The organism is Curtobacterium sp. BRB10 (assembly GCF_031844325.1).
Classification (GTDB): domain Bacteria; phylum Actinomycetota; class Actinomycetes; order Actinomycetales; family Microbacteriaceae; genus Curtobacterium; species Curtobacterium poinsettiae_A.
This window is the reverse complement of the sequence record NZ_JAUZVA010000005.1, coordinates 129,858-155,429: the sequence shown is the minus strand read 5'-3', so window position 1 is coordinate 155,429 and position 25,572 is coordinate 129,858. Positions and strand designations below refer to the sequence as shown.

The window sequence follows — 25,572 nt, the reverse complement described above, 5'->3', positions numbered from 1 at the left end:
ACACGTCCACAGGTGCTGGTCGTCCGAGCGCTACCCCTTCACGGCGCCCGCCGTCATCCCGCTCACCAGCCGGCGCTGCACGACGAGGAAGAAGACCACGACCGGGATCGAGAACAGCACGCTCGCCGCCATCAGCCCACCGAAGTCCGCGCCCTTGTTCGTCGAGAACCCGGCGAGCCAGACCGGCAGCGTGTACATCCCCTGGTCCTTGAGCATCACGTACGCGATCAGGTAGTCGTTCCACGCCGCGATGAACGCGAACACGCTCGTGGCGATGACCCCGGGCATGACGAGCGGGAACAGCACGCTCCACAGGATCCGGAAGGTGCCGGCGCCGTCCACCTTCGCCGCCTCCTCGATCTCGACGGGGACGGCCACGAAGAAGCCGCGCATCACCCAGATCGAGAACGGCAGCACGCTCGCCACGTACGCCAGGATCAGCCCGACGTAACTGTTCAGCAGCCCCATGCTCTGGAACGACAGGAACAGCGGGATGAGCAGTGCGCCCGAGGGGATCATCTGCACGAACAGGATCGCGACCAGGATCGCCCGCCGTCCGCGGAACCGGAACCGCGACAGTGCCGCCGACGCCAGGAACCCGACGACGATCGACAGCAGCACGGCCGCCACCACGACGATCGCGGAGTTCCGCAGGTAGACCAGGAAGCCCTCCTGCGTGAGCGCCCGCGTGAAGTTGTCGAGCGTCGGGTGCAGCGGCGCCCAGATCGGGGTCATCGTGGTGACCTCGTCGGCGGGCTTGAAGGCGGTGTTCACCATCCAGTAGATCGGGAACACCCAGACCAGGCAGAACAGCACGGCGATGGTGTTCGCGACGACGCGTGGCTTGCGCTTGCGCACCCGCACGGGGGCCGGCGCGGACGCGCTGCCCGCACGGGGCACCGTTCTCGAGACGGTCACAGGTCCTCCTCACCGCTGCGGACGAGCCGGCGGATGTAGTAGCTGGTGAGCACCCCGAGGATCAGGGTGGAGATCACGGCGATCGCCGCCCCCTGCCCGTAGGCGTTGGACACGAACGACTGCACGAAGGTCCAGATGCCGAGGGTCAGCGTGGCCTCCTCCGGTCCGCCGCGGGTGAGCAGCCAGATCTGGTTGAAGACGTTGAAGTCCCAGATCACCGACAGGATCGACACGAGCAGCAGCGTCGGCGCGAGTGCCGGCAGCGTGATCGCGCGGTACATCGTCCACACCGATGCCCCGTCGAGCGCACCGGCCTCGTAGTACTCCGGCGCGATCTGGGACTGCGCGGCGTACAGCGTCAGCGCCACGAACGGCACGGCCTGCCAGATGACGAGCGTCAGCACGATCGTGTACGCCTGCCCCGGGTGCGACGCCCAGTTGTCCTGCGTGTGGTCCCCGAACACCCGCAGCTGCGTGATGAGCCAGTTGAGCACGCCGTAGAACGGCTGGAAGAGCCACTGCCACACCAGGCTCGAGGCCACGTTCGGCATCGCCCAGGCCAGCACGAGCACGACGCTGACGATCGTGCGCATCGCGACCCCGAGACGGGTGAGCAGCTGCGCCACTCCCATGCCGATGACGATCGTGCCGAGGACCATCGCACCCGTCACGAGCACGGTGCGCAGGATGACCGGCCAGAAACTCGCGTCGGTGAGCACGCCGGTGTAGTTCGCGAACCCTGCGAACCCGGCCTGCCCGGTGAAGATCGCCCGCAGCCCGTAGTCCTGGAACGAGATGACGACGAGCCGGACGAGCGGGTAGACGACGAGGGCCAGGAGCAGCAGCGCCGCCGGGGCCAGCAGGACGAGCGGCGCCCGCGACCCGACCGGCGAGCGACGACCCGCGATGCGCCCACCTCGACGGGCACCCCGCGACGGCCCCTGAACCGGACCGCCGCCGGCCCGCCCGCCGGTGACCGGCGCGGACTGCTCCGCGTCGGTCACCGGCTCCGCAGTGGACGTCATCGCCTACGGCTGCGCGTTCAGCGCGGTCGTGAGGTGCTTCGAGAACCCCTCGGCGGCCTGCTCCGGCGACTTCCGGCCGGTGGCGACGTCGGCGAACATCGACTGGAACGAGGCGTCACCCTCGATGGTGGCCCAGCCCGGGGTGGCCGGGGTCGGTCGGCTCGTGCCGGCCGCCTCGAAGTACGGCTTGTGCAGCTCGTCGACGTCGCCGGCGACCGCGTCGAGCAGCTCGGTGGAGTTCGGCTCCCAGCCGTCGACCCCGAACACCTGGTCCTGCTGGAACTCCTTCGAGGTCAGGATCTTCAGGTAGTACAGCGCGAGTTCCTGGTTCTGCGCCTTCGCCGGGATCCCGAGGTCGGAGCCACCGAGGAACACCGGTTGGGTCTTCCCCGCGGTCGAGGACGGCATCGGGAACGTGCCGATACGGTCGGCGAGCTCCGGCTTCGCCGTGGTGATCGAGCCGATCTCCCACGCGGACCCGAGGAACGCCGAGGTGTCACCCTGTGCGAAGACGTCGCTCTGCGAGGGCTTGTCGGTGTTGATGTCCTGGGTGGACTTCGCCGAGTACGCGTTCTGGAAGTCCTTCCAGGCGGTCAGCCCCTCGACGGCCTCGGCAGAGTCGAGTGTCCCGGTCCACTTGCCGCTCTCGTCCGTGGCGATCTCGCCACCGGCGTCCCAGACCCACTGCAGGCCGCCGTACCAGTACTGCCCCGGCATGTAGAAGGCGGAGAAGTCACTGGCCGGGTTGGCGGCCTTGACCTTGTCGAGGTCGGCGGTGAGCTCGTCGTAGGTGGTCGGCACGTCGGTCACGCCGGCGTCCTTCCAGACCTGCTTGTCGTAGACCACGGCCCGGTTGCCGGCGAACAGCGGTGCCCCGTAGAGCTTGCCGTCGACGGTGGCGGGGCCCTCGAGCCCGGTGAGCCAGGTCTGGCCGTCCTTGAGTTCGTCGCGGTACGGCGTCAGGTCGGTCAACCCGCCGGCGGCCGCGTAGACCGGCACCTGCGTGTTGCCGAGATCGACGACGTCGGGGGCGTCGCTCTGCGCGAGCGCCGTGGTGAGCTTGGTGGTGATCCCGTCCCACTGCTGGGTCTGGATCTTCACCTTCGCCCCGGTGTCGGCGGTGAACTGCTTGCCGGCGGCGTCGAGCACCTTGTCGCTCAGGTCGCCGTTCATCATCCAGACGGTGATGGTCTTGCCCGTGCCATCGGGCGTGCCGATGGACTTCGTGCCGCCGTCGGAAGCGGCGTTGCTCCCGGCGGAGCACCCGGTGAGGGCGAGCGCGCCTGCGAGGGCGAGCGCACCGAGTGCGGCGAAACGCGTTCGTGTCACGATGACTCCCTTGGTCCGACCTTTATGAAAGGACGTTGCGTATTCGCAATAGAAGACCCTGCTCGGCCCCTTGTCAACCGTTGGATCGGTCCTGGTGACCGCTTTCGATCCGCGTGTTTCCGGGTCATCACGGATGTCGAACAGATCGGTGCAGATGCTTGACCAGGTGGTCATGACCAGGCATGATCTGCGACTCGCGTCCGGCGTCGGGAAGCGACCGCCCGGAGGCCCGGCGCCGGTCCGCCGGACCGGCCCCGGGCCTCCCCTGCGCGCGTCCACCGCACGCGTCAGACGGCCGCCAGGGCGGACGTCGGCGGGATCCGCGCTGCGCGTGCCGCCGGGTAGATCCCGGAGACCCCGCCGATCACGACCGTGGCGCCGAGCCCGCCGACGACGGCCCACACCGGCAGTGCGACCGGCCAGCCTTGCGTGACGGCGAAGACGACCGTCACCGCGACGCCGAGCACGGCGCCGGCGAGCCCGCCGAGGAACGACAGCAGCAACGACTCGACCAGGAACTGGTCGCGGATGCTCCGACGACGTGCGCCGAGCGCCCGACGGACGCCGACCTCGGCACGGCGCTCCAGGACGGTGATCACCATCGTGTTCGCCACACCGATCCCGCCGACGAGCAGCGCGACGCCGCCGATGCCGACGAGCAGCCCGGTGAACGAGTCGTCCGTTGCGTTCTTCGCTGCGAGCGCGTCGGACGGTCTCGTGACCCCCACCTGCTGCGGTGCCCCCGGGCGGATCGCGCCGGCGAGGATGTCCCGGGCCTCGGCCACCCGGGTCGGGTCGACGCGGGTGTACACCGCGGTCGGTGCGCCGTCGAAGCCGAGCTGTCCGGCGAGTCCCCGCGGGACGAAGACCTGGCGGTCCAGGTCAGCGGCCAGCTCGACGGGCTCGAGGACCCCGACGACCTGCACCCACTGCCCGCCGATCCACACGCGGGTGTCGGCGCGGACGCGGTCGACCCCGAGCGACCGCGCGGCCTCGGCGCCGAGGACCACCTGCGGTGCCGCGCCGTGCGCGTCGTCGATCCAGCGTCCGGACGCGAGTCCGCCGCCGAGCACCCCGGGCACGTCACCCCAGGCGGCGAACACCCCGATGCCCTTCGTCTCCGGTGCGGGGACGTGGTCGTTCCGGTACACCGCGGCATCCGGCACCGTCCCGACCGCCGCCGCGGACTCGACCTCCCGCTGCCGCTGGGCCGATCCGAGGGCGGTGGTCGGCAGGGGTTCGGGTGCACCGAACCCCTGCGCCTGGGTGACCGTCAGCACGTTCGTGCCGAGCGCGTCGAGCACCTGGTCGAGCTTCGCCTTGCTCGACGACGAGATCCCCACGACCGCGATCATCGCTGCGATGCCGATCGCGATGCCGAGCGCCGACAGCACGACGCGGCCCGGGCGGGTCCGCAGGCCGAAGACCCCGAGCCGGAGCAGGTCCGCGGGCCTGACGCTCCCCCGGGCCCTCATCGGTGGTCCCGGATCGCCGCGGCGAGTGCAGCCGCACCTGCGGCCGCACCGGCCCCGTCGTCCTGCGAGACGAGACCGTCCCGCATCCGCACCTGCCGTGGCAAGGAGGCGGCGAGCTCCAGGTCGTGCGTGATCACGAGCACGGTGGTCCCCCCGTCGTTGAGCTCGCGGAGCAGGGCGAGGACCGCCGCGCCCGAGGCGGTGTCGAGCGCCCCGGTCGGCTCGTCCGCCAACAGGATCGTCGGGCCACCGACGATCGCCCTGGCGATGGCGACGCGCTGCTTCTCACCCCCGGACAGCTGGTGCGGGCGGTGGTCCACACGGTGCCCGAGGCCGACCCGGCCGAGCGCGTCGACCGCCAGCCGGTGCCGCTCCCGACGGGGGAGGCCCGCGTAGAGCACCCCGTCCGCGACGTTCTCGGCGGCGGTGGCCCCCGTCTGCAGGTGGAAGTGCTGGAAGACGAACCCGATGTGGTCGGCTCGCAGGCGTGACAGCTCGTCGTCCGACATCGTCGCGACGTCGTTGCCGGCGATCGTGACGGTGCCCGACGTGGGTCGGTCGAGGGTCCCCACGATGTTGAGCATCGTGGACTTGCCGGAACCCGACGGCCCGACGACCGCGACGAACTCGCCGGCGACGACCTCGAGCGACACGCCGCGCAGCGCGTGGACGTCCCCGTACGTCTTGACGACGTCACGCAACGCCAGGACCGCGCCGCTCATCCGGGCACCACCACCCGGTCGCCGGCCTCGACGTCCCCGGCGACCGCGATCCTGCCGTCCGCGGAGAACCCGGGGCGCACCGGGACGCGTTCCGTCGTGCCGTCGTGGCGGACCACGTCGACGGCGTACCGGCCGCCGTCCCGGGCGACCAACGCCGTGACCGGGACGGACAGGACACCACGCTCGATGGTGCCCTTCGCGTCGATCTGGGCCGACGCCGCCGTCGGGAGCTTCCGCTTCCCGGCGTCGAACGACACCGAGACCTGCACCTTGGTCGCGCCGTCGTCGCCCGTGACCGGTTCGACGTCCGTCACCCTGCCGGCCATCCGTCCGCCGGCGCCGTTGACCCGGACGTCGACCCGCGTGCCGACCGCGAGCCGCTCGGCATCGCGCTGGGACACGGTCGCCGACACGATGCGCCTCGGACTCGTCACCTGCAGGACGTCGCCGCCGACGGTGCCCGCTCCACCGCCGTCGGCAGCACCCGGGTCGTCACCGCCGGCAGCTCCGAGCCCGGCGGCCCCGGTCGCCCCGCCGCCCGCGCCCGTCGGCTGGCCGAGCCGCCCGCCGACCGAGGCCACCCGGACCGGACCGTCCACGAACGCGATGTCGGACGCGGTCAGCACACCGTCCTCCTCGCGGTCCCGGTCCTCCTGCCACTGTCGGACCGCCCGTTCCGTGCGCGGACCGAACTCGTCGTCGACGGACACGTCGTACCCCAGGGCGGCCAGGTTCTCGTTGAGCTGCCGGACGTCGGCACCGCTGCGGCCGCGTGCCAGGTCGCGCCACAGCGGCACCGCGCCGTACAGCGCCCGGACGGGCTGCTCGTCGACCGCGTACAACGCCCCGTCGCGCTCGATCACGTCGCCGGGGTGCGGCAACCAGGTGATCGTGCCGGGTGCCGCGCCGGGGATCCCGACCGGCGTCCCGTACCCGAGCGCGCCCGCGAAGACCTTCGAGTCCGTCAGGTCACCCCTCGTCACCGGCGCCGTCGTGTCGGGCCGAGCGGTGCCGGACCGGGGACCGGAGGTCGCCGAGGCCGAGTCGCCCGCACGGACACCGACGATCGCCCAGGTCCCTGCGCCCGCTCCGAACACGGCGACCAGGCAGATCCCGGCCACCAGTGCGCGACGCCACGTCGGGCGGCTCACTCCCCCGCTCCGACCACGTCCGAGCCGAAGGCCCGCTCGTTGCAGGTCTTCGCGACCTCCTCGAACGCGGCCTCGTCGTCGGGCCGGTAGGACCGCATGCCGGCCTCGTCGTCGGGGTAGTCCGAGAACCCCTCCTCCCGGATGCACGCCGCAGCCTCGCGGAGCTTGTCGTCGAGGCCCTCCATCGGCTTCGCCTGCACGCCGTCCCCGGCGCCCTTCCCGTCACCGATGCACGTCCCGAGGTCCGCCGTGTACTGGTCCGGGTCGACCCCGTCCGGCACCTGCACCTGCGCGCCACCGTTCCCCGCGGTCGGGTCCGGCATGTCGTAGCCCTTGTCGCGCATGCACTCCGCCAGGTCGGTGCCCTTCGCGTCGACGGCGCTCGAGCCGGCGGCGTCGGTGTCCGAGGTGGTCGGTGAGCACCCGGCGAGGAACCCCGGCAGCAACACGGCTGCGGCGGCCAGAGCGACCAGGGAGCGGGAGCCGCGGACGGTCCCGGAGGGCTTGCGTGTCGTCGTCTGCTTCATCATGCATTCAGCACACCGCCCCGGCTGTTTCGGGCCGCGGGTACATCGGGTTGCACCGGCGAAACACCGATCCGCACCACGAGGCCGCCACCCGGTCGCGCCCGTACCGACAGCCGCCACCCGTGCGCCTGCACGATGGCCGCCACGATGGACAGTCCGAGCCCGCTGTGACGCCGGCCGGTGGGCGTCGGGTCGCGCCGGCAGAAGGGCTCGACCAGGCGGGGAGCCTCGTCGTCGGGCACGACCGGCCCCGAGTTCTCGACGACGACGCCGTCGGACGACGTGGTCACCCGGACGAACCCGCCGGGTCCGTTGTACTCGACGGCGTTCCCGACGAGGTTGACGACCGCCTGCCGCACGAGCGTCGGCTCGCCGTCGACGACCATGCCGGGAGGCCCGTCGAGCGTCTCGTGGGTGAGCGTCACCCCGGCGTCGGTCGCGTCACCCGCCATCGCCGCGACCACCGCGGCGGTCACCTCGTCGACGTGGACGGGCTGGGTCGCTCCGGCGAGCCCGCGATCGGCCTCGGCCAGCACGAGCAAGGACTCGACCAGGTGCTCCGTCCGGCGGTTCTGCTCGAGCAGCTCGTCCCGGACGGTCAGGACCTCGTCGGGGGCTGCGTCGACGGTCAACCCGACCTGCACCGCTGCACGCTGGACGGCGAGCGGGGTGCGGAGCTCGTGCGAGGCCTGCGCGACGAAGCGCCGCTGGCTGGCGAAGGCGGCCTCCAGCCGGTCGAGCAGGTCGTCGACGGTCCGGGACAGTCGCCGGAGTTCGTCGTCGGGGCCGTCGAGGGCGATGCGTTCGTGCAGGTTGGACGCCGAGATCCGGTTCGCGGTCGCGGTGATCCGGTCGATCGGGTGGAGCATCCGTCGGCTGAGCACCCACCCGATGCCGCCCGCCGCGACCCCGGCGACCGCGACGCCGATCGCCGACCACTGCCACTGCTGCACGGCGACGAGCTGGACCACCGCGACCGACGGCGTCCCCGCAGCACCGCCGTCGACCCGGGCCCGCGTCGCCGCCGTGAAGTCCGGCGTCGGGACCGCCGTCCGGAAGGCTGCGGTGTCGAGTCCGGCGCCGACGCCGGCCAGGGACATCACGTTGCTGAAGACCACCACGCCCGCGGCCAACGCCATCGCCGCGAGTGCGAAGGTCACCGCCGTGCGCGTCCGGATGCTCCACGTCCGGGGTCGGCGGGTCACAGCGCGTACCCCTGCCCCGGCACCGTGCGGATCGGGTCCGGGTCGCCGAGCTTCCTCCGGAGCTTCGACATCGTCACCCGCACCGCGGCGGTGAACGGGTCGATGTTCATGTCCCAGACCTTCTCGAGCAGCTCCTCGGCCGCCACGATCCGACCGTCCGCGCGCAGCAGCTCCTCGAGCACGCCGAGCTCCTTGGACGTCAGGTCCAGGGGCCGCCCCTGCCTGGTGGCCATCCGCCGGTTGGTGTCCACGACGATCCCCGAGCGCTCGAGCACGGGCGCGACCGGGGCGACACTGCGTCGACCGAGCGCACGGACGCGGGCCACGAGTTCGGGGAACTCGAACGGCTTCGTCAGGTAGTCGTCGGCTCCGAGCTCCAGGCCGTTCACCCGATCGGTCAGGGACGTCGCCGCGGTCAGCATGAGGATCCTGGTGAGGCTCCCCCGCGCCGCCAGCCGCCGGGCGACCTCGTCGCCGTGCAGTCCGGGGACGTCCCGGTCGAGCACGACGACGTCGTAGTCGTTGACGCCGAGCAGTTCGTCGGCGTCGTCGCCACGGTAGGCGACGTCGACCGCCATGTCCTGCCGGGTCAGCCCCTTCGCGACGAGGTCGGCGAGGGCCCCTTCATCGTCCACCACGAGTACACGCATCCGTACATTGCACGTGATGTTCCAGTGGATGGGCTGGGAGCAGCCGTGCTCGGACTACGCGTCGAACGGCACCTCGCCATGGTCGCTGACGCCCGCGCGCTGCCGGTAGGACAGGTGTCCGCCCAGGTACCCGCCGACACTGACGACGGCGAGTCCCGCGAGACCGAGCACCTTGCCCGCTCCGTGGTTGCCCCGCTTCCGCTGCAGCCAGGACAGCCCGTACAGCGACAGCCCCGCCCAGTTCACGGCCTGGTGCACCCACCCCGTCCGGAGCTGCTCGCGGTCCAGTTCGGACCAGTCGACGTACCCGGCGACCGATGCGCTGCCAGCCGACACCACCCCGACGCCGACGAGGGTCTTCGCGGCCTTCGCGTTGCCCTTCCCGCCGAGCAGGTCGAGCACCGCTGCCGAGATCCAGGCGCCGAGCGGCACCTGCACCATGAGCGGGTGGATCGGGTGGCCGAACGGCGCGCCGTGCAGCAGCTGGCGCAGGGCCTTCGGCTTGGCCAGGGCGTTCACGACGGCACGGTCGATGTCGACGGCTTTGTCGAGCACGCTCGCGTGCTCGACGGCGTCGGTGAGGCGGCGGATCGCGCGGATCTCAGGCATGCCGTGGACGGTAGACGAACGGCCCGTCACCGGTCCCAGGAACCGGTCCCAGGACCCGGCGACGGGCCTCCCGTCCGTCTCGGTGGACTACTCCTCGACGATCTCGGCGAGCTCGAACGGCTCGACCGTCAGGCCGTCGCCATCGGCGGCGACGTCCACCCGGACGGTGTCACCGTCGCGGACGTCACCGGACAGGATGGCGCGGGCCAACCGGTCGTCGATCTGCCGCTGCATCAGGCGACGCAGGGGCCGCGCGCCGTACAGCGGGTCGTACCCGCGCTCCGCCAGCCAGCCGCGTGCCTCGGGGGTGACGGCGAGCTCGAGCCGGCGATCGGTCAGGCGGCGGGCCAGCCGGTCGACGTAGAGCGACACGATCTGACCGAGGTCGTCGGCCGTCAGGGCCTGGAACACCACGATGTCGTCGAGACGGTTGATGAACTCCGGCCGGAACGCCTGCTGCACGAGCTCACGGACCGCTTCTTCCCGCTGCGCGTCGCTCAGGGACAGGTCGGTCATGAACTGCGACCCCAGGTTCGACGTCAGCACGAGGATCGTGTTCCGGAAGTCGACCGTGCGACCCTGGCCGTCGGTCAGTCGCCCGTCGTCGAGGACCTGGAGCAGCACGTCGAACACCTCGGGGTGTGCCTTCTCGATCTCGTCGAGCAGGATCACCGAGTACGGGCGGCGGCGGACCGCCTCGGTGAGCTGTCCACCGGCCTCGTACCCGACGTACCCGGGCGGGGCACCGATCAGGCGGGCCACGGAGTGCTTCTCGCCGTACTCGCTCATGTCGATCCGGACGAGGGCCTTCTCGTCGTCGAACAGGAACTCGGCGAGGGCCTTGGCCAGCTCGGTCTTGCCGACACCCGTCGGGCCGAGGAACAGGAACGAACCGGTCGGACGGTCCGGGTCGGAGATGCCGGCGCGGGTGCGACGCACGGCCTCGGACACGGTGGTCACGGCCGTGCGCTGCCCGATGATCCGGCGGCCGAGCTCGCTCTCGAGGTGCAGGAGCTTCTCGGTCTCACCCTGCAGCAGCCGGCCGAGCGGGATGCCCGTCCACTGCGCGATGACCGCGGCGATGTCCTCGTCGGTGACGCTGTCGTTCACCATCCGGTCGGCACTCTCGGCCTGTTCGGCGGCGGCGAGCTCGGCCTCGATGCGGGGCTTCTCGCCGTACTCGAGCCGGGAGACGAGTTCGTAGTCGGCCTCGCGCTGGGCCCGCTGCGACCGCATGTTCAGATCGTCGAGCCGCTGCTTGAGCTCACCGATGCGGTTCAGGCTCGCACGCTCGGCCTGCCAGCGCTGCTCGAGCTCGGCCAGCCGTTCCTCGCGCGTGTGCAGCTCGTTGCGCAGGGTCTCGAGGCGGGCCTTCGAGGCGTCGTCCTTCTCCTGCTTGAGCGCGAACTCCTCGACCCGCAGACGGTCGACGTTCCGCTTCAGCTCGTCGATCTCGACCGGGCTGGAGTCGATCTCCATGCGCAGCCGGCTCGCAGCCTCGTCGATCAGGTCGATGGCCTTGTCGGGCAGCTGTCGCCCGGAGATGTACCGGTTCGACAGGCTCGCGGCCGCGACGAGGGCGGAGTCGTTGATCGTCACCTTGTGGTGCGCCTCGTAGCGTTCCTTGAGTCCGCGCAGGATCGCCACGGCGTCCTCGACGCTCGGCTCACCCACGTAGACCTGCTGGAAGCGCCGCTCGAGCGCGGCGTCCTTCTCGATGTACTCGCGGTACTCGTCGAGGGTCGTCGCGCCGATGAGCCGGAGCTCACCGCGGGCGAGCATCGGCTTGAGCATGTTCGAGGCCGCCACCGACCCCTCGCCGCCGCCGGCACCCATCAGGGTGTGCAGCTCGTCGATGAACGTGATGACCTGCCCGTCGGAGTCGTTGATCTCCTTGAGCACGGACTTGAGCCGCTCCTCGAACTCGCCGCGGTACTTGGCGCCGGCGATGAGGGCGGAGATGTCGAGCGAGATGAGCCGCTTGTCCTTGAGGGAGTCGGCGACGTCTCCGGCGACGATGCGCTGTGCGAGTCCCTCGACGACGGCGGTCTTGCCGACGCCGGGCTCGCCGATGAGCACGGGGTTGTTCTTGGTGCGGCGCGTGAGCACTTGGGAGACGCGCCGGATCTCGGAGTCGCGTCCGATCACGGGGTCGAGCTTGCCGCTGCGCGCGATCGCCGTGAGGTCGATGCCGTACTGCTCGAGGGCGGTCTTCTGTCGTTCTTGGGAGTCAGGAGCGCCCTGGAGGTTCGCCATGCGTTCCGTCCTTTCGTTGCGGTGGTCCTGGAGTTGAGTCTACTCCACTCAACTTAGGTGCGCTCGACGGTATTCCGGATTCCGACGGCGCAGACGACGGCACCCGCGAGCAGCAGGAGCGCCATCACCACCATGGCCCGGTGCAGCCCGTCGACGCTCACCTCGCCGCCGAGCACCACGCCGGCCAGTGCGACCGTGACGAGTCCGGCGATGCGCGCGACCGCGTTGTTCACGGCCGAACCGGACCCGGCTTCGGACTGCGGCACCGACCCGAGCACCGCGCTCGTCAGGGGCGTGACCATCAGGGCGATGCCCACGCCGATCAGCACCAGCCCCGGGAGCACCGACCACCAGTACCCGGTCGGATCGTCGCCGGCGAGCAGCAGCAGGAGCGCCCCGACCGCGCCCACCGCCGGCCCGGCGGCCATGAACCACCGCGGGCCGAACCGACCCGCCGCGGACCCGACGGCGGTGGAGAGGGCGAGCAGCATGATCGTCGGCGGCAGCGTCGCGAGGCCGGCGAGCCAGGCCGGGAACCGCCACACCTCCTGCAGGAACAGCGTGACGACGAAGAAGACCATGCCGAGCGCCCCGTAGATGGACAGGGTCGCGAGGTTCCCGACCGTGAAGTTCCGCGCCCGGAACAACTCGAGCGGCACGAGCGGCGAACCCGTCGTCCGCGTCACCCGCAGTTCCCACGGCACGAACGCCACGAGTGCGGCGGCACCGAGCACGAGCGCGCCGACCACCACGGGCGCACCCCACCCCAGCCGCTCCTGTTCGATGAGGCCCAGCACGACCCCGCCGACACCCACCACGGCGAGCACGGCCCCGACGACGTCGACGCGCGGGCGGACGGCGGGGTGCACGTCGCCGGTGATGCGCAGGACCAGCGGGATCGTCACGGCGATCGGCACCGCGGTGAGCACGAAGACCCACCGCCACCCGATGCCGTCCACCACGAGCCCGCCGACCACGGGGCCGAGGATCGTGGCCGCACTCGACCACGCCGTCCACGTGCCGATGGCCTTCGCCTGCGCCGCCCCGCGGAACGCCGCGACGATGAGGGCGAGCGCGCTCGGCATGACGAGCGCCCCGCCGACGCCCTGCAGCGCCCGGGCGACGATGAGCACCTCGCCGGTGGGGGCGATCGCGCACACCACGGACGCGATCCCGAAGACCACGAGTCCCCACGTGATGATCCGGACCCGGCCGAACAGGTCGGACAGGCTGCCGGCGACCAGGATGAGCGAGCCGAGCGTGACCAGGTACGCGTCGACGACCCACTGCTGCACGACGAGTCCACCGCCGAGCTCCTGCCGGATCGCGGGGAGTGCGACGTTCACGACGCTCGAGTCGAGCCCGACGACGAACGACGCCAGGATCGCCACCACCAGCACGATCCGCCGGTCGTCCCGGAGGGGCGCGACCCCGTGCGGCGCGGGGACGGGAGCGGGAACGGTCATGTGCTCATCCTGCGGCACGGGGGACCCCGCGGTCGATCCCGCACGACGAAGCCCCCGCGACCGGTGTGGTCGCGGGGGCTGCCGACAGGACGGGGCTGGGTGTCCTAGTTCTGGGAGTAGTGGCGGGAGTCCGCGTTCGGCTGCACCGACGGCTCCGGGTTGACGACCGGCTGCACCGGCGCCGCCGGCCCGGCGGTCGTGTTCTGCACGGTACCGTCCGCGCCCTTGGCCTTCTTCTCGTCGTCCGACATCTCCTTCTTGAAGATGTTGATCGACTGGCCGAGGCCCTTGGCGAGCGCCGGGAGCTTGGTCGCGCCGAACAGCAGGATGACGATCCCGAGGATGATCAGCAGGTGAAGGCCGGTCAGGTTTCCGAGCATCATAACTCCTTGATCTGGAACTGGTCGCCATCCGGTGATCGTCGTCGACCCACGCGGCGGAAGTCCGTGTGCCTCCATCGTAACTCCCCCGCCCCTGGATGCCCAGGCCGGCCCCCGGAACGGACACCGTTCGCACAGGGAAGCACCCCGGTCACCCGAGCACGCGGTCGATGCTCCACAGCACGGGCGCCTCGCGGAGCGCCGGGATGTCTGCCTCGGTCACACCGCCGAGCCGGAACACCACACGCTCGCCGGGCAGCAGCGTCATGAACCCGCGGTCGACCGTTCCACCGACGGCGACCCGGTCCGGCTGCACCAGCAGGTCGCGGACGAGCGAGTCGGCCTCGACGGTCAGGTCCAGGCCACCGTCGACCACCGCGAACGAGGTCCGGTAGCGCGCCGGCTCCCACCGCATCGCGGCGTCGGGACCGGGGGTCCAGACCGCGCGGCGCCAGTCCATGTCGGCGACGATGAGCTCATTGGCCGGGTCGTCGACGACACCGACCGACTCGGGCAGGGCAACGACCGCGACGCCCGCGGACGACAGCCGGACCGGCAGTGACACCTCGGCCAGGATCGTGCCGGCCGTGGTGATCCGGCGCACCCGCACCACGCTGTCGTGCCCGGTGCGGGTCGACCGGACGGCCACCTCGACGGGCGAGGACCCGAAGGCGCCGGGCGAGACCCCCAGCGACAGCGTGTCCGCGAGCTCGCCCAGGTCGGCCGTCTCGCCGACCGCAGCCGATGCACCCGGGTGATCCGGTCCTCCAGTCCGCTCCGCACCCGGCGTCACCGGGACCGACGACACCGGACGGATCGTCAGCAGCACGTCGTCGTACAGGCGGCGGAGTTCGTGCGCGAGCGGCTTCAGCCGCCCCGCCGAGTCGATCGCCGACCACGACGACACCGGCCACAGGTCGTTCAGCTGCCACACCACGACACCCGTGTTGCGCGGCCAGTGCGTGCGCCAGTGCTCGATGCCGGTCGCGATCGCCCGCGCCTGCTGCAGCTGCGTCAGGTAGTGCCACGCGTCGAACGCGGCCGGGTCGACCGCGCCGAAGCGCGGCTCCAGCCCGCGGGCCAGCTTGGCCATCCCGTCGGCCGCCTTCTGGTGGTGGACCACACCGGGCGAGTCGACCCGCAGCGGCGCGTCCATGACCGCGTCGCGCAGCGTGCGCCAGGCGGGCGGCGCCTGCCAGCCGAACTCCGACACGAAGCGCGGCACCGACTCGCGGTAGGCGGTGTCGGGCAGCCGGTTCCAGACGTCCCACGAGTGGTGCGTCTCGTGGTCGACCTCGTTCGCGGGCAGCGACTCGGAGCCAGACCACGGCGACGCGACCGTGTAGAACCGCGACGGGTCGACGGCGTCGACGATGGTCGGCAGCAGGTCGAGGTAGTAGTCGAGTCCCCAGCCCCGATCGCCCAGCTCCGCACCCCAGCCGTCGGCGTCGTGCAACCAGATGTTCTCGTTGTTGCCGTTCCAGACCACCAGCGAGGGGTGGCGGGCGAGGCGGGCGACGTTGTCCCGCGCCTCGGCGATGACCTCGCTGCGGATCGGCTCGACCTCGGGGTAGGCCGAGCACGCGAAGGGGAAGTCCTGCCAGACCAGGAGACCGAGTTCGTCGCAGACCTCGTAGAAGTCGCGCGATTCGTACACTCCGCCACCCCAGACGCGCACGAGGTTCGTGCCGAGGGATGCCGCGGCACCCAGCCGGGACTCCAGTCGCGCGCGGTCGACGCGCGAGACGATGACGTCGTCGGGGATCCAGTTGACGCCCCGGACGTCGATGAGCGTGCCGTTGACGTGTACGGCGAAGGGGCGGCCGATGCCGTCGACCTGGGTCTCGATGCGGGTCGACCGGAACCCGGTGCGGAACGTGTCGCGGTCGAGCACCTCGCCGTCGACGGTCTGCAGCTCGACCACGACGTCGTACTGCGGCTGGGCGCCGTAGCCGCGTGGCCACCAGCGCCGCGCCTCGGGGACCCGCACGGTGACGACCGTCTCGTCGTCCTTCGGGGTCAGCTGCGCGCGGGACCGCTGGCGCGTGGTGCCGCCGTCCTCGGTCTCGCCGCTGACGGTGACGACGAGCACGAGGTCGTCGTCCTCGCCGTCCTGGTCCAGGTCGTTCATTCCCGAGCGCTCGACGGTGATGTGCGCGTCGAGCACGCCCTCACCGGCCTCGACGTCGACGAGCGGGCGGACCTCGCGCAGGCGCGCGGTCGACCACCGCTCGATCGCGACCGGCCGCCACGGGCCGCTCGTGACCGCCGTCAGACCCCAGTCCCAGCCGAAGTTCGACGCCATCTTGCGGACGTACGGGAACGGCTCGTCGTAGGGACCGGGCATGCTGCCGGCCTTCGCGGCGACCCGGCCTGCCTCGCGGTAGGGCGACTCGAACAGGATCTCGAGGTCCTTCGTGGTGCCGCCGGAGCCCGTCTGCACACGGGCGTCGAACCGGTACCGGCGGTGCATGTTGCGGGTCGTGCCCACGACGACGCCGTCCAGGCTGAGCTCCGTGACCGTGTCCAGACCGTCGCAGACCAGGTCGACGCGCTCGTGACCCCGCGGGTCGACGTCGACCGTTCGGCGGTAGGCCCAGTCGGCGCGGCCGACCCACTTCGCGGCCTGCTCGTTCAGGTGGAACGTCGGGTCCGGCAGCAGGCCCTCCCGCTCCAGGTCGGTGTGCACCTGGCCCGGCACCGTCGCCGGGATGGTGCGGCCCGCGACACCGTCCGGCGCGCCGGTTCCTCCGGCCATCGTCACGGTCCAGTCGTCGCGGAGTTCCTCGCGTTCGAGGGTCATGCGGGTCCTTCTCTTCGGCGGCAGGGTTTCCGTCAGCCTCGGTCGGTGCCCCCGGCCGGCGTCCGACCCGCGGCCGGTTCCCACGGCCTGGAGGCGCGGCACCGGTTGCCCGGGCGTCGTCACGTCGCGCGCACGAACGGGTTGCGCTCGCGCGAGGGGTGCTCGGCGATGCTAGTACGGGATGCTTTCGGCAACCTAGGTGGTGACAGGGGCGGGTCGCGCGGGCAGGGTGGGAACGTGATCACCGTCGAACTCGCCAGGTCCCTCCGTGACGCCGGCCTCCGCTGGCACCCCGAGACCGGGGACCGGTTCGTGATCGACAAGCCCGGCATCGACGACGACGTCTACACGGTGTCCGAGATGACCGTCGAACGGCACGACTCCCCCACCGGCACGATCCTCGGCTTCAACGGCACCACCGAGTGGGCGCTCGACTCGGTCACCGCCACCGAGTCGCTCTGGCTGCCCCGTGAGGACCAGCTGCGCGAACTGCTCGGGCCGTCGTTCATCGGGCTGACCCGTGTGCAGGTCGGCGGTCGGGTGGTCTTCACCGTGACGGCGACGATCGGCGGCACCGACCGCAGCTTCGCGTCCGAGGTGCCGGCGATCGCCTACGGACAGGCGCTGCAGGCGTACATCACGGCGGCGCTCGCGTGACGCGAGACTGAACGTTCCCGGAAGGCGCGCTGAGGGACGTTTGGTTGCATGGGGTCATGACCGTTCCGAACATCACCCTGAACGACGGCAAGACCATCCCGCAGCTCGGCTTCGGTGTCTTCCAGATCGACCCCTCCGAGACGAAGGCCGCCACCCTGGCCGCGCTCGAGGTCGGCTACCGCCACATCGACACCGCCGAGATGTACGGCAACGAGAAGGAGGTCGGCGAGGCGATCGCCGAGTCCGGCATCGACCGTTCCGAGATCTTCGTCACCTCCAAGCTGAACAACGGCTTCCACGCCCCCGAGGCTGCGCTGGAGAACGGCAAGAAGTCGGCCGACCTGCTCGGCGGCTACACCGACCTGTTCCTCATCCACTGGCCGCTCCCCACCGTCTCGGACTTCGTCCCGACGTGGAAGGCCCTCGAAACGCTGTACCACGACGGCACCGCCCGCTCGATCGGCGTCTCCAACTTCCAGGCGCACCACCTGCACCGCCTGCGTGCCGAGACCGACGTCCCGCCGTCGGTGAACCAGATCGAGGTGCACCCGTACCTCGTGCAGGACGAGCTCCGCGCCGTCAACCGCGAACTCGGCATCGCCACCGAGGCATGGTCCCCGATCGCGCAGGGCCTGGTCCTGGACGACGAGACGATCACCCGCATCGCGGGCTCGGTCGGCAAGTCCCCGGCACAGGTCGTCCTCCGCTGGCACATCCAGCGCGGTGACATCGTGTTCCCGAAGTCGGTCACCCGTGCCCGGGTCGAGGAGAACTTCGCGATCTTCGACTTCGAGCTCTCCGACGAGGACATGACCGACATCTCCGGCCTCGACAAGGGCCACCGCACCGGTCCGGACCCCGACACGTTCGACTACGTGCCGGCCTGATCGGTCCCGGCACCGCGCCACACGACGAGAGCCGCCCGGGGTCACCCCGGGCGGCTCTCGTCGTCACCGGGAGGTCGCGACCGACGCCGTGACGGTGAACTTCGCGGTCCGCACGACCTGTCGCGTCGGACCCACGAGTCGTTCCAGCACGGGTCGGTACCGCAGGTGGGAGTTCCAGACGCACCACAGTTCCCCGCCGGCCTGGAGGATCGTGGCCGCGTTCCGGAACATGGCTTCGGCAGCGTCGGTGGTCACCGTCGTGTCGGCGTGGAAGGGCGGGTTGCACAGCACCAGCTGGGCGGAACCGCTCCCGAGCTCGTCCCCCGCGTCGGTCTGCACCACGGTCACCCGGTCGCCCACCCCGTTCGCCTCCGCCGTCGCCCGCGTCGACTCGACGGCGATCCGCGACACGTCGGTCGCGACCACCCGGACCGCGGGCCGCCGGAGGGCGACGGCCGCGGCGATCACGCCGTTGCCGCTGCCCAGGTCGACGACGGTCCGGGCACTCGGTACCGCGGCGTCGACCTCGTCGAGCAGGACCCGCGTGCCCTGGTCGAGCGAAGTGCCAGCGAACACGCCGCCGTGGGCGACCAGGGTCATGCCGAGGTCGTCGACGTGCACCGACCTGGGCCACGGGTTCGTGACCGCAGCACGGTTCGCCTGGGCACGCAGCGGGTCCTGCGCGATGAGCAGGCGCGACTTGCCGCGGCCCCGCGACGCGGTGACCTCGCCGAACGACCGACGCAGCACGTCGTTCTGCGACACGTGCATGTACTTCACGTTGCCGCCGCACAGCAGGACGACGTCGGGCGCCGCGAACCGGGCGACGGCTCGGGCGATCTCGTCCAGACGGTCGTGCGACTTCGACAGCCGCAGCACGACGAGCCGGACGTCGCGGAAGGCGTCCTCGAGCGTGTCCGGGTGGTGGAAGCCGCGCAGCCCGAACGTCCCGGCGTTCGCCTCGAGCGCCCGTTGGCCGACGAGCGAGTCCTGCACGACCCGGAGGTTCGACGCGCCGTACTGCGTGATGAGCCCGAGGGTCAGGACGCCGTGACGGTCGTCGACGACCGCCACCTCTCCGGGCTGCCGGAGCGCGTCGCCGTGCACGTGCGGGGCCTCGTCGATGAGGAACCGGTCGGTGCCGTCGATCGCGATGAGGTCCGGGGCGGAGTCGTCGCGGCGGCGGAAGAGGTCGGCGAAGTCGGGCACCGCGTCAGCGTATCCGGGCGTCGCTGCGTCGTGGGCATCGCACTCGGCATGTTCACTGTGTACGTATACGACATGTCAATATTCTGGACATTCCCTACCCAAGGAGCCCCCATGACACCCTCTCCGTTCCGGAGCGCCGCAGTCGCCTGCGGCATCGTCACCGCATCACTCGCCTTCGGCGTCCTGACCCCCGACGTGGCGACCGCCGCGAGCGCGGACGCCCCGACCTCGTCCCGACCGTCCGCGTCCGACGCGGTGTTCGTCCCCGACCTCCCGGTCGACCCCCTGCTCGAGTCCCCCGCCATCTCGAGGATCGAGGACACGTTCGCCGGTTCACGCGCGGTGACGGGGTTCGCGGGGACCGACGACGTGTACCTGCTCGACGGGGACGAGACGGTCAGCCGATGGGCCGGCGGCCAGGGCTTGTTCCTCCTCCGCGCCCTCGACAAGTACCGCGACACGGGTCTCGACCTCGTCCGCGTCCACATCGCAGCCGACGGCACGGCGACACGGACGGAGCGCATCCCGCTCCCGCGCACGCTCCGGGTCGACGGACTGCGGGCGGAGAACCGGTTCGTCCCGGGCCCGAAGCGGTTCGAGGGCACGGCGACCGTCGGCGCGACGATCACCGCGACGGACACCGTCACGGGTACCACGCTCTTCAGGACCGAGGTCCCGTCGGCCCGCTCGGCCGTCGGTACCTGGAGCGCCGAAGCCGACCTGACCGCGGGCGACCACACGATCACCTTCAGCCAGACGCTGCCGGACGGCCGGAAGAGCACGATCGAACGGGTGGTCTTCTCGGAAGGCACCGGTGCGACCCCTGCTGCTCCGCAGGTGCAGCCGTCGGAGCGCCGCCTCGACGGGGACTTCACCCTGTGGGGCGCGGTCGACGACCGGACGGTCGCTGTCGAGGTGCGCGCCGGCAGCGGCACGAGGGTCGGGGAGACACGGGTCGTCGACGGGGAGTTCGTGGCGACGGTCCCGCAGGAGCACCTCGGTGCCACGCTCGAGGTCGTCGGGATCTCCGAGGACGGCTCCGAGTCCCCCGCGACACGGGCCGAACTCCTGCCGCTCGCCGTCGACCCGGACGTCGAGGCGCCGGGTGTCCGCGACGTCAACGTCCTGCCGAACGGATCGATCCAGCTCGTCGGCGACGTCAAGAGGACGGCCGGGCTGCAGGTGCTCGACGGCGATGTCGTCGTCGCGCACATCCGTCCCGACACGGCCGGGTGGAGCTTCACGATCGGCCAGGCGCACACCGGGCGACAACTCGACCTCGTCGCGCTCGCCTTCAACGGGCAGCACTACTCCGCGACGTCCGAACGCCTGGCACTCCCGCGCCTGCTGCAGGTCGACGGCATCCATCAGCAGAACGACTACACGCCCGGCACACGTCGGTTCAGCGGCTCCGCCGAGGCAGGCGCCACGGTCGTCGCGACGGACCAGCACGGCGCGGAGCTCTTCCGTGCCCGGGCGGCACAGACCCGCTCCGGCATCGCCGCGTGGTCGGCGTCCGCCGAGCTGTCCAGCCGCGACGGGTACGAGGTGACCTTCACGCAGACGACGGCCGACGGCCGGACCTCGGTCATGCAGGACATCGCCTTCACCCCCGCGACGGACGAGACCCAGCCGATCGAACCGGCCACGGTGCAGACGACGGCCGTCTCGGCCGGCGCCCTGAACACCTTCACCGGCACCGCCACCCCGAACGCCTCGATCCGCGTCCGCAACGCCTGGGGCACACAGATCGTCCCCGGCACCGTCACCGCGGACGAGGACGGCGACTGGAGCTTCCAGCGCGTCGTCTCCACGGGCGCCACGAAGTTCGACTTCGTCATCGAACAGACACTCGACGGCACCGTCGACACCAGCCGCGTGTTCAGCATCGCGGCGGCGGCAGCCCTCCGGGATGCATCGGTCGCGACGTCGTCGGTCTCCCCGGGCGTCCTGAACACGTTCACCGGCACCGCCACCCCGAACGCCTCGATCCGCGTCCGCAACGCGTGGGGCACACAGATCGTCCCCGGCACCGTCACCGCGGACGAGGACGGCGACTGGAGCTTCCAGCGCGTCGTCTCCACGGGCGCCACGAAGTTCAACTTCGTCATCGAACAGACACTCGACGGCACCGTCGCCACCAGCCGCGTGTTCAGCATCCGCGCATCCTGACGGGGCGGGCCCGGCCGTGGTGCACCTCCCCGGCCGGGCCCGTCGCCGTTTTCAGCTCGTCACGACCGCGCCGCCGCGCGCGAGGTCTACCCGAGCGTTGCCCCAGTCGTTGTCCGACACGTGGAACCGGTTGTCCGGATCTCCGAACCGCACCGCGACCGCCAGCGCGGGTTGCGTCACCGCGAAGGCGTTGTGGTGGATGGATCCGTCGTTCGCACCGGCACGGATGTTCACGCCGACGCGGGTGCCGCTCACACCACGGACGGAGTTGTTCCGGGCGACCGCGGCCGCATTCGAGTGGACGAGGCAGATCGCGTTGTCGACCCTGGACCGCACGCGGTTGCCGTCGAGCACCATGCCATGCGTCAGCTTGACCAGGATGCCTGCTTCGCCGCCGCCTCCGTATCCGGTCACGACGTTCCCGATGACCCGTCCGGTCGCGCGGGGACGCGTCGATCCGATGGTCGTGCCGGCACCGCTGACCAGGATCCCGGAGCCTGCGGGCAGCCCGGGCCCGCGCGTGACGACGTTGTCGGCGATCACCAGGTCGATCGGGGCAACACTCGTCTGCGTCCGGTCGTCGGGGTCCTTCGACGGTACGGCCGCGATGCCCACGCGGCACGCCGTGACGACGTTCCCGCGGATCTCGATGCCCTCGCCGGCATGGGTGTCGATGCCCTCCCACGCCGGGACGCCGCTGACGTGGTTGTCCACGACCCGGACACGCGCCGACCGCCGCGTGACGTCGGGCGTCGCGGTCGCATCCCGGGTCAGCGCGATCCCGTACGAGTTCACGCGACCCCGGGGCTGCCGGACGTCGGACACCCGGTTGCGGTCGATGACCCCGTCCACCACACCGACGCCGAGCACCCCCGCGTACCCGACACGGTCCATCGTCGTCCCGGTCACCCGGAAGTGATCGCAGTACTCGAGGTGGACGCCGTCGTGCGGCAGGTCACGGAACCGACCGCCTCGCACCACGACCCCGCGGAGTGGTGCCAGCCGGTCACCCATGACGGCGATCCCGTGGCCCTCGCCCCCACTCTCGCTGCCGACTCCGCGGATGTCGGCATCGTCGATCTCGACACCGGACGCCGTGACGACCACTGCGGTGGCCGTGGTGACCATCCTGATGCGTCCTTCCTCGGTGAACCGGATGCGGACGGGGCGGTCCACCACGAGACTCCGGGAACGCACCCACTCGCGGTCGATGACGATCGCACCGCCGAGGGGAACGGCCCGCAGCGCGTCCTGCAGGACGTCCTGGTCAGCGTCGTCGGCGGCTCTCGTCGCGGTCGTCCTCCCCACCGCACCCAGGAGCGCAGCTCCACCCGCCAGCGCCGCGGCCGCCGTCAACAGCGTGCGGCGGCGAACGGTGCAGCTGCTCGCAGGGCCACCGCCCGGTGTTCGGCTGCGCATGGCCCCTCCCCGAAGACACTCGACCAGGCGGGGTCGCCGTGGGTCGCCTCCCCACCGTAGGGGCACGAACACCGCTCGTTCGAACACTCCACATGTCGCGGCAGGCCCATCCCGTATCGGCAATGCGCACCATCGTCGATGAAGCTTCACGTCTGATATGTTGCCCGTAGCCGGCAGAGCCGGCCCGGCTCGGCACCTGTCGATCCGGACTCAGTGACGAGGAAGACGAACGCATGACGAGAACACCCCGTTCGATCACGGCAGTCGGTGCCGCAGGGTTGACGGCCCTGACGATCGCTGCTGCCGGCCTGACACCGGCACAGGCCGCATCGACGCACGAGACAGTCCCCACCCTGGTCGGTCCCCTGGTGACGGAGACGTCCGCCTTCGCCGGCGACCCGACGACGCCGACCTTCGGCTCACCGACGGTCGTGGCCGCCGGGCAGGAACTCCCGGCGAACCGCACCCGCACCCTCCAAGCCGCCCGGGCCGCCGCCGTGCGGTGGGTCATCCCCGCCCCCGGCGCGGTCACCACCGTCCGCCCGGTCTCCGCGCCGGAGCTCTGCCTGACGGCCGGCACCGCATCGATCACCAGCTCCTCCCCGGTCACCCTCGAGACGTGCGAGCCCGGGGACGCCAAGCAACGGTTCCGGACGGCTGCGAACTCGGGCTCGAACAACCCCGTCGGCACCGGCCTGCAGTCGACGTACAACCGCGGTTTCCTCGGCCTGTTCAACACGGACGGCGTGATGCGGCTGCAGTCACAGAACGTCGCCGACCGTGTCCCCACGATCGAGGACTTCGTCCCGTCCTTCAGCGCGTCAGTCGCCTCGGTCGACGTCCTGTCCCGCAGCGCGCAGCTCTCCGGCACCGGGACGCCGTCGGCCACCGTGCTGATCGACGGTCGGAACCCGCAGCGGATCGACGCCGACGGGCGGTGGAGCGCACGGGTGACGAACCTGCCGCTCGGCACGAGCACGCTCGCCCTCGAGCAGTACGAGGGCACCGAACGCACCGCCACGGCCGACCTCGACGTCACCGTCACGGCCGCGCCGTTGACGATGGAGACGACCATCGAGCCCGACGAGCGCACCGAACCCGCGACCGCCTTCGGCACGGCACAGCCCGGTGCCGAGGTCCGGCTCTTCGGTCCGACGGGAGCCCAGCTCGGTACGTCCGCCACCGCCGACCCGGACGACGGTTCCTGGAGCATCACGATCCCGGCTCCGGGGACCGGCGGGGTGCTCCGGGTGACGGGGGCGCAGTTCATCGACGGCGCGCGCGACACCGAGCACGAGGTGGAACGTGACGTCGACTACGGCGCAGCGGTCAGCATCAGCACCCCTGAGGACGGCGACGCGCACCGCGGTGGCCCGGTCTCGATGTCGGGCGGTGGAGAGCCGGGATCCTCCGTCGAGGTCCTCGACGTGTCCGGCGACGAGGACCGCGTCGTCGGCCGGAGCGACGAGGGCGTCCTGCCGAGCGGTCGCTGGTTCGTCGAGACGGACGACCTCGACCGCGCCGAGCACGTGCTCCGGGTCGTCCAGCAGTCGAAGGGCGCGAACACCACGGTCGCCGAGGTCACCATCAACCCGGGCGCGACCGGACGCCTGACGCCCGCGCGTCTCTCCGGTCCGGAGACCGTGATCCCCGGGGTCTCGAACCGGTTCTCCGGCACCGGCGAACCGGGGGCGTCGTACCGCGTGCTCAACGCGTCGGGGACGCAGATCGTGCCGGGTACCCGCACGGTCGACGAGGACGGCAACTGGAGCTTCGACCGCGTGGTGACAGCCGGCGCGATCAAGTTCGAGTTCGTGATCGAGCAGACGAAGGACGATCAGGGCCCGGAGACCTCCGACCTGTTCAGCATCGACGCGAACGAGGGCCTCGATCCGATCATCGTCGACACACGCGCGGTCGACCCGGGCGAGGTGAACACGTTCCAGGGCTCCGGTCCGGCCGGCGCGACCATGCGCGTGCTCAACGCCTCGGGGACGCAGATCGTGCCGGGGACGGTCGCGGTGTCCGAGGACGGTGACTGGAGCTTCCAGCGCGCCGTGTCGCGTGGCGCAACGAAGTTCGAGTTCAAGCTCGAGGTCTCGGTGTCCGGCGTGCAGTACACGTCGTCGCTCTACACGGTGTACGCGAACACCCGCTGATCACCGCGCGCACAGTTCGCCCCCGGGATCGGCGATCCCGGGGGCGACGTGTCCGCACAGAGCCGTCAGCGCGGCCCGCGGTAGAGGACGATCTGCGTGTTCCGCTGGGGTCGTGCGCCGGCGCGCAGCGACACCGCAGCCCCCGTCGTCGTCGCCGCGAACACGCGCGCACCGGGACGGTTGATGAGCTGGTCGGCCAACGCCGACTCGAGCTCGCGCACCCGGTCGCGGAGTTCCTTGTTCTCGTTCTCCAGGTCGAGCACCCGCCGGATCCCCTCCAGCGACACCCCCTCGGAGCCGAGGCGCGCGATCTCGCGCAGCTGCGCGACGTCGCGCATGGAGTAGCGGCGGGACCCACCACGGGTGCGCCCCGGCACGACCAGGCCGAGCCGGTCGTACTGGCGCAGCGTCTGCGGGTGCATCTCGGCGAGCTCCGCCGCCACCGCGATCGCGAAGACGGGCGAGTTCTCGTCCATGTCGGTCATGGCGCGTTCCTTTCCGTCGTCCGCGGGGTCCTGGAACCAGTCTGGAGGAACGGTGCGGCTTCCTGACG

The 25,572-nt window shown here is 71.2% G+C and carries 21 protein-coding genes; 4 read left to right on the top strand and 17 right to left on the bottom strand.

The features are described from left to right. Positions 1 to 30: 30 nt before the first annotated feature. The 14 genes from Q9R26_RS12200 to Q9R26_RS12135 form a co-directional block, all read right to left on the bottom strand. Complete coding sequence (locus Q9R26_RS12200) at positions 31 to 918, bottom strand: carbohydrate ABC transporter permease (protein WP_311227426.1); 888 nt, start codon at positions 916 to 918, stop codon at positions 31 to 33. Continuing rightward, positions 915 to 1,943, bottom strand: a complete 1,029-nt coding sequence (locus Q9R26_RS12195) for a carbohydrate ABC transporter permease (RefSeq protein WP_209133002.1) — start codon at positions 1,941 to 1,943, stop codon at positions 915 to 917. Before Q9R26_RS12195 ends, Q9R26_RS12200 begins: the two co-directional genes overlap by 4 nt. Positions 1,944 to 1,946: 3 nt before the next feature. After that, positions 1,947 to 3,272: a sugar ABC transporter substrate-binding protein gene (locus tag Q9R26_RS12190; RefSeq protein WP_262136812.1), complete on the bottom strand. Its 1,326-nt coding sequence runs from the start codon at positions 3,270 to 3,272 to the stop codon at positions 1,947 to 1,949. Between the two features lie 287 nt (positions 3,273 to 3,559). Continuing rightward, the gene (locus tag Q9R26_RS12185) at positions 3,560 to 4,747 is read right to left on the bottom strand and encodes an ABC transporter permease (RefSeq protein ID WP_311227425.1); all 1,188 of its coding nucleotides are present in this window, start codon (positions 4,745 to 4,747) and stop codon (positions 3,560 to 3,562) included. Then, on the bottom strand, positions 4,744 to 5,469 hold the full coding sequence (locus Q9R26_RS12180; protein WP_311227424.1) for an ABC transporter ATP-binding protein: 726 nt from the start codon (positions 5,467 to 5,469) through the stop codon (positions 4,744 to 4,746). Before Q9R26_RS12180 ends, Q9R26_RS12185 begins: the two co-directional genes overlap by 4 nt. Continuing rightward, a complete protein-coding gene (locus Q9R26_RS12175; protein ID WP_311227423.1) occupies positions 5,466 to 6,620 on the bottom strand; it encodes a peptidoglycan-binding protein in 1,155 nt (384 codons plus the stop codon). The genes Q9R26_RS12180 and Q9R26_RS12175 overlap by 4 nt, the downstream gene beginning before the upstream one ends. Then, positions 6,617 to 7,150 (bottom strand): hypothetical protein, encoded by a 534-nt coding sequence (locus Q9R26_RS12170; protein WP_311227422.1) that lies wholly within the window; start codon positions 7,148 to 7,150, stop codon positions 6,617 to 6,619. Before Q9R26_RS12170 ends, Q9R26_RS12175 begins: the two co-directional genes overlap by 4 nt. After that, a complete protein-coding gene (locus Q9R26_RS12165; RefSeq protein ID WP_311227421.1) occupies positions 7,147 to 8,307 on the bottom strand; it encodes a HAMP domain-containing sensor histidine kinase in 1,161 nt (386 codons plus the stop codon). The genes Q9R26_RS12170 and Q9R26_RS12165 overlap by 4 nt, the downstream gene beginning before the upstream one ends. 41 nt (positions 8,308 to 8,348) lie before the next feature. After that, positions 8,349 to 9,002: a response regulator transcription factor gene (locus Q9R26_RS12160; protein WP_311227420.1), complete on the bottom strand. Its 654-nt coding sequence runs from the start codon at positions 9,000 to 9,002 to the stop codon at positions 8,349 to 8,351. Between the two features lie 54 nt (positions 9,003 to 9,056). Continuing rightward, complete coding sequence (locus Q9R26_RS12155) at positions 9,057 to 9,611, bottom strand: DUF2231 domain-containing protein (protein ID WP_311227419.1); 555 nt, start codon at positions 9,609 to 9,611, stop codon at positions 9,057 to 9,059. Positions 9,612 to 9,698: 87 nt separating this feature from the next. Then, positions 9,699 to 11,867, bottom strand: coding sequence for an ATP-dependent Clp protease ATP-binding subunit (locus Q9R26_RS12150; RefSeq protein ID WP_259580339.1), 2,169 nt, complete (start codon positions 11,865 to 11,867; stop codon positions 9,699 to 9,701). A 53-nt stretch (positions 11,868 to 11,920) separates the two neighbouring features. After that, the gene (locus Q9R26_RS12145) at positions 11,921 to 13,333 is read right to left on the bottom strand and encodes an MFS transporter (protein ID WP_311227418.1); all 1,413 of its coding nucleotides are present in this window, start codon (positions 13,331 to 13,333) and stop codon (positions 11,921 to 11,923) included. Between the two features lie 104 nt (positions 13,334 to 13,437). After that, positions 13,438 to 13,713 carry a twin-arginine translocase TatA/TatE family subunit gene (gene tatA / locus Q9R26_RS12140; RefSeq protein ID WP_182064710.1) on the bottom strand — a complete coding sequence of 92 codons (276 nt, stop codon included), beginning with the start codon at positions 13,711 to 13,713 and terminating at the stop codon, positions 13,438 to 13,440. A 151-nt stretch (positions 13,714 to 13,864) separates the two neighbouring features. Beyond that, a complete protein-coding gene (locus Q9R26_RS12135) occupies positions 13,865 to 16,516 on the bottom strand; it encodes a glycosyl hydrolase 2 galactose-binding domain-containing protein (protein WP_311227417.1) in 2,652 nt (883 codons plus the stop codon). Positions 16,517 to 16,753: 237 nt separating this feature from the next. Here Q9R26_RS12135 and Q9R26_RS12130 point away from each other — a divergent pair, with 237 nt between their 5' ends. Together Q9R26_RS12130 and Q9R26_RS12125 are read left to right on the top strand one after the other, a co-directional pair. Continuing rightward, positions 16,754 to 17,173 carry a pilus assembly protein CpaE gene (locus Q9R26_RS12130; protein ID WP_111056750.1) on the top strand — a complete coding sequence of 140 codons (420 nt, stop codon included), beginning with the start codon at positions 16,754 to 16,756 and terminating at the stop codon, positions 17,171 to 17,173. Between the two features lie 56 nt (positions 17,174 to 17,229). Continuing rightward, positions 17,230 to 18,060, top strand: a complete 831-nt coding sequence (locus Q9R26_RS12125; RefSeq protein WP_311227416.1) for an aldo/keto reductase — start codon at positions 17,230 to 17,232, stop codon at positions 18,058 to 18,060. A gap of 63 nt (positions 18,061 to 18,123) precedes the next feature. Here Q9R26_RS12125 and Q9R26_RS12120 read toward each other — a convergent pair whose 3' ends face one another. Then, complete coding sequence (locus Q9R26_RS12120) at positions 18,124 to 19,269, bottom strand: class I SAM-dependent methyltransferase (protein WP_182064586.1); 1,146 nt, start codon at positions 19,267 to 19,269, stop codon at positions 18,124 to 18,126. Between the two features lie 111 nt (positions 19,270 to 19,380). Between Q9R26_RS12120 and Q9R26_RS12115 the strand changes: the two genes are divergently transcribed. Then, positions 19,381 to 21,441 (top strand): hypothetical protein, encoded by a 2,061-nt coding sequence (locus Q9R26_RS12115; RefSeq protein ID WP_311227415.1) that lies wholly within the window; start codon positions 19,381 to 19,383, stop codon positions 21,439 to 21,441. A gap of 51 nt (positions 21,442 to 21,492) precedes the next feature. Here Q9R26_RS12115 and Q9R26_RS12110 read toward each other — a convergent pair whose 3' ends face one another. Beyond that, a complete protein-coding gene (locus Q9R26_RS12110; protein WP_311227414.1) occupies positions 21,493 to 22,749 on the bottom strand; it encodes a right-handed parallel beta-helix repeat-containing protein in 1,257 nt (418 codons plus the stop codon). Positions 22,750 to 23,093: 344 nt separating this feature from the next. Here Q9R26_RS12110 and Q9R26_RS12105 point away from each other — a divergent pair, with 344 nt between their 5' ends. Further along, positions 23,094 to 25,019, top strand: a complete 1,926-nt coding sequence (locus tag Q9R26_RS12105; protein ID WP_311227413.1) for a hypothetical protein — start codon at positions 23,094 to 23,096, stop codon at positions 25,017 to 25,019. A 65-nt stretch (positions 25,020 to 25,084) separates the two neighbouring features. On the opposite strand, the gene Q9R26_RS12100 is transcribed toward Q9R26_RS12105, so the two are convergent. Next, positions 25,085 to 25,495, bottom strand: a complete 411-nt coding sequence (locus Q9R26_RS12100) for a heat shock protein transcriptional repressor HspR (protein WP_182064708.1) — start codon at positions 25,493 to 25,495, stop codon at positions 25,085 to 25,087. Positions 25,496 to 25,572: the final 77 nt, after the last annotated feature.

Bases quoted from the DNA above. Each gene is read 5' to 3' on its own strand.
- Q9R26_RS12195 (WP_209133002.1), bottom strand. From the start codon at position 1,943: ATGACGTCCACTGCGGAGCCGGTGACCGACGCGGAGCAGTCCGCGCCG.
- Q9R26_RS12185 (WP_311227425.1), bottom strand. From the start codon at position 4,747: ATGAGGGCCCGGGGGAGCGTCAGGCCCGCGGACCTGCTCCGGCTCGGG.
- Q9R26_RS12180 (WP_311227424.1), bottom strand. From the start codon at position 5,469: ATGAGCGGCGCGGTCCTGGCGTTGCGTGACGTCGTCAAGACGTACGGG.
- Q9R26_RS12170 (WP_311227422.1), bottom strand. From the start codon at position 7,150: ATGATGAAGCAGACGACGACACGCAAGCCCTCCGGGACCGTCCGCGGC.
- Q9R26_RS12160 (WP_311227420.1), bottom strand. From the start codon at position 9,002: ATGCGTGTACTCGTGGTGGACGATGAAGGGGCCCTCGCCGACCTCGTC.
- Q9R26_RS12155 (WP_311227419.1), bottom strand. From the start codon at position 9,611: ATGCCTGAGATCCGCGCGATCCGCCGCCTCACCGACGCCGTCGAGCAC.
- Q9R26_RS12150 (WP_259580339.1), bottom strand. From the start codon at position 11,867: ATGGCGAACCTCCAGGGCGCTCCTGACTCCCAAGAACGACAGAAGACC.
- Q9R26_RS12145 (WP_311227418.1), bottom strand. From the start codon at position 13,333: ATGACCGTTCCCGCTCCCGTCCCCGCGCCGCACGGGGTCGCGCCCCTC.
- tatA (WP_182064710.1), bottom strand. From the start codon at position 13,713: ATGCTCGGAAACCTGACCGGCCTTCACCTGCTGATCATCCTCGGGATC.
- Q9R26_RS12135 (WP_311227417.1), bottom strand. From the start codon at position 16,516: ATGACCCTCGAACGCGAGGAACTCCGCGACGACTGGACCGTGACGATG.
- Q9R26_RS12125 (WP_311227416.1), top strand. From the start codon at position 17,230: ATGACCGTTCCGAACATCACCCTGAACGACGGCAAGACCATCCCGCAG.
- Q9R26_RS12115 (WP_311227415.1), top strand. From the start codon at position 19,381: ATGACACCCTCTCCGTTCCGGAGCGCCGCAGTCGCCTGCGGCATCGTC.
- Q9R26_RS12105 (WP_311227413.1), top strand. From the start codon at position 23,094: ATGACGAGAACACCCCGTTCGATCACGGCAGTCGGTGCCGCAGGGTTG.
- Q9R26_RS12100 (WP_182064708.1), bottom strand. From the start codon at position 25,495: ATGGACGAGAACTCGCCCGTCTTCGCGATCGCGGTGGCGGCGGAGCTC.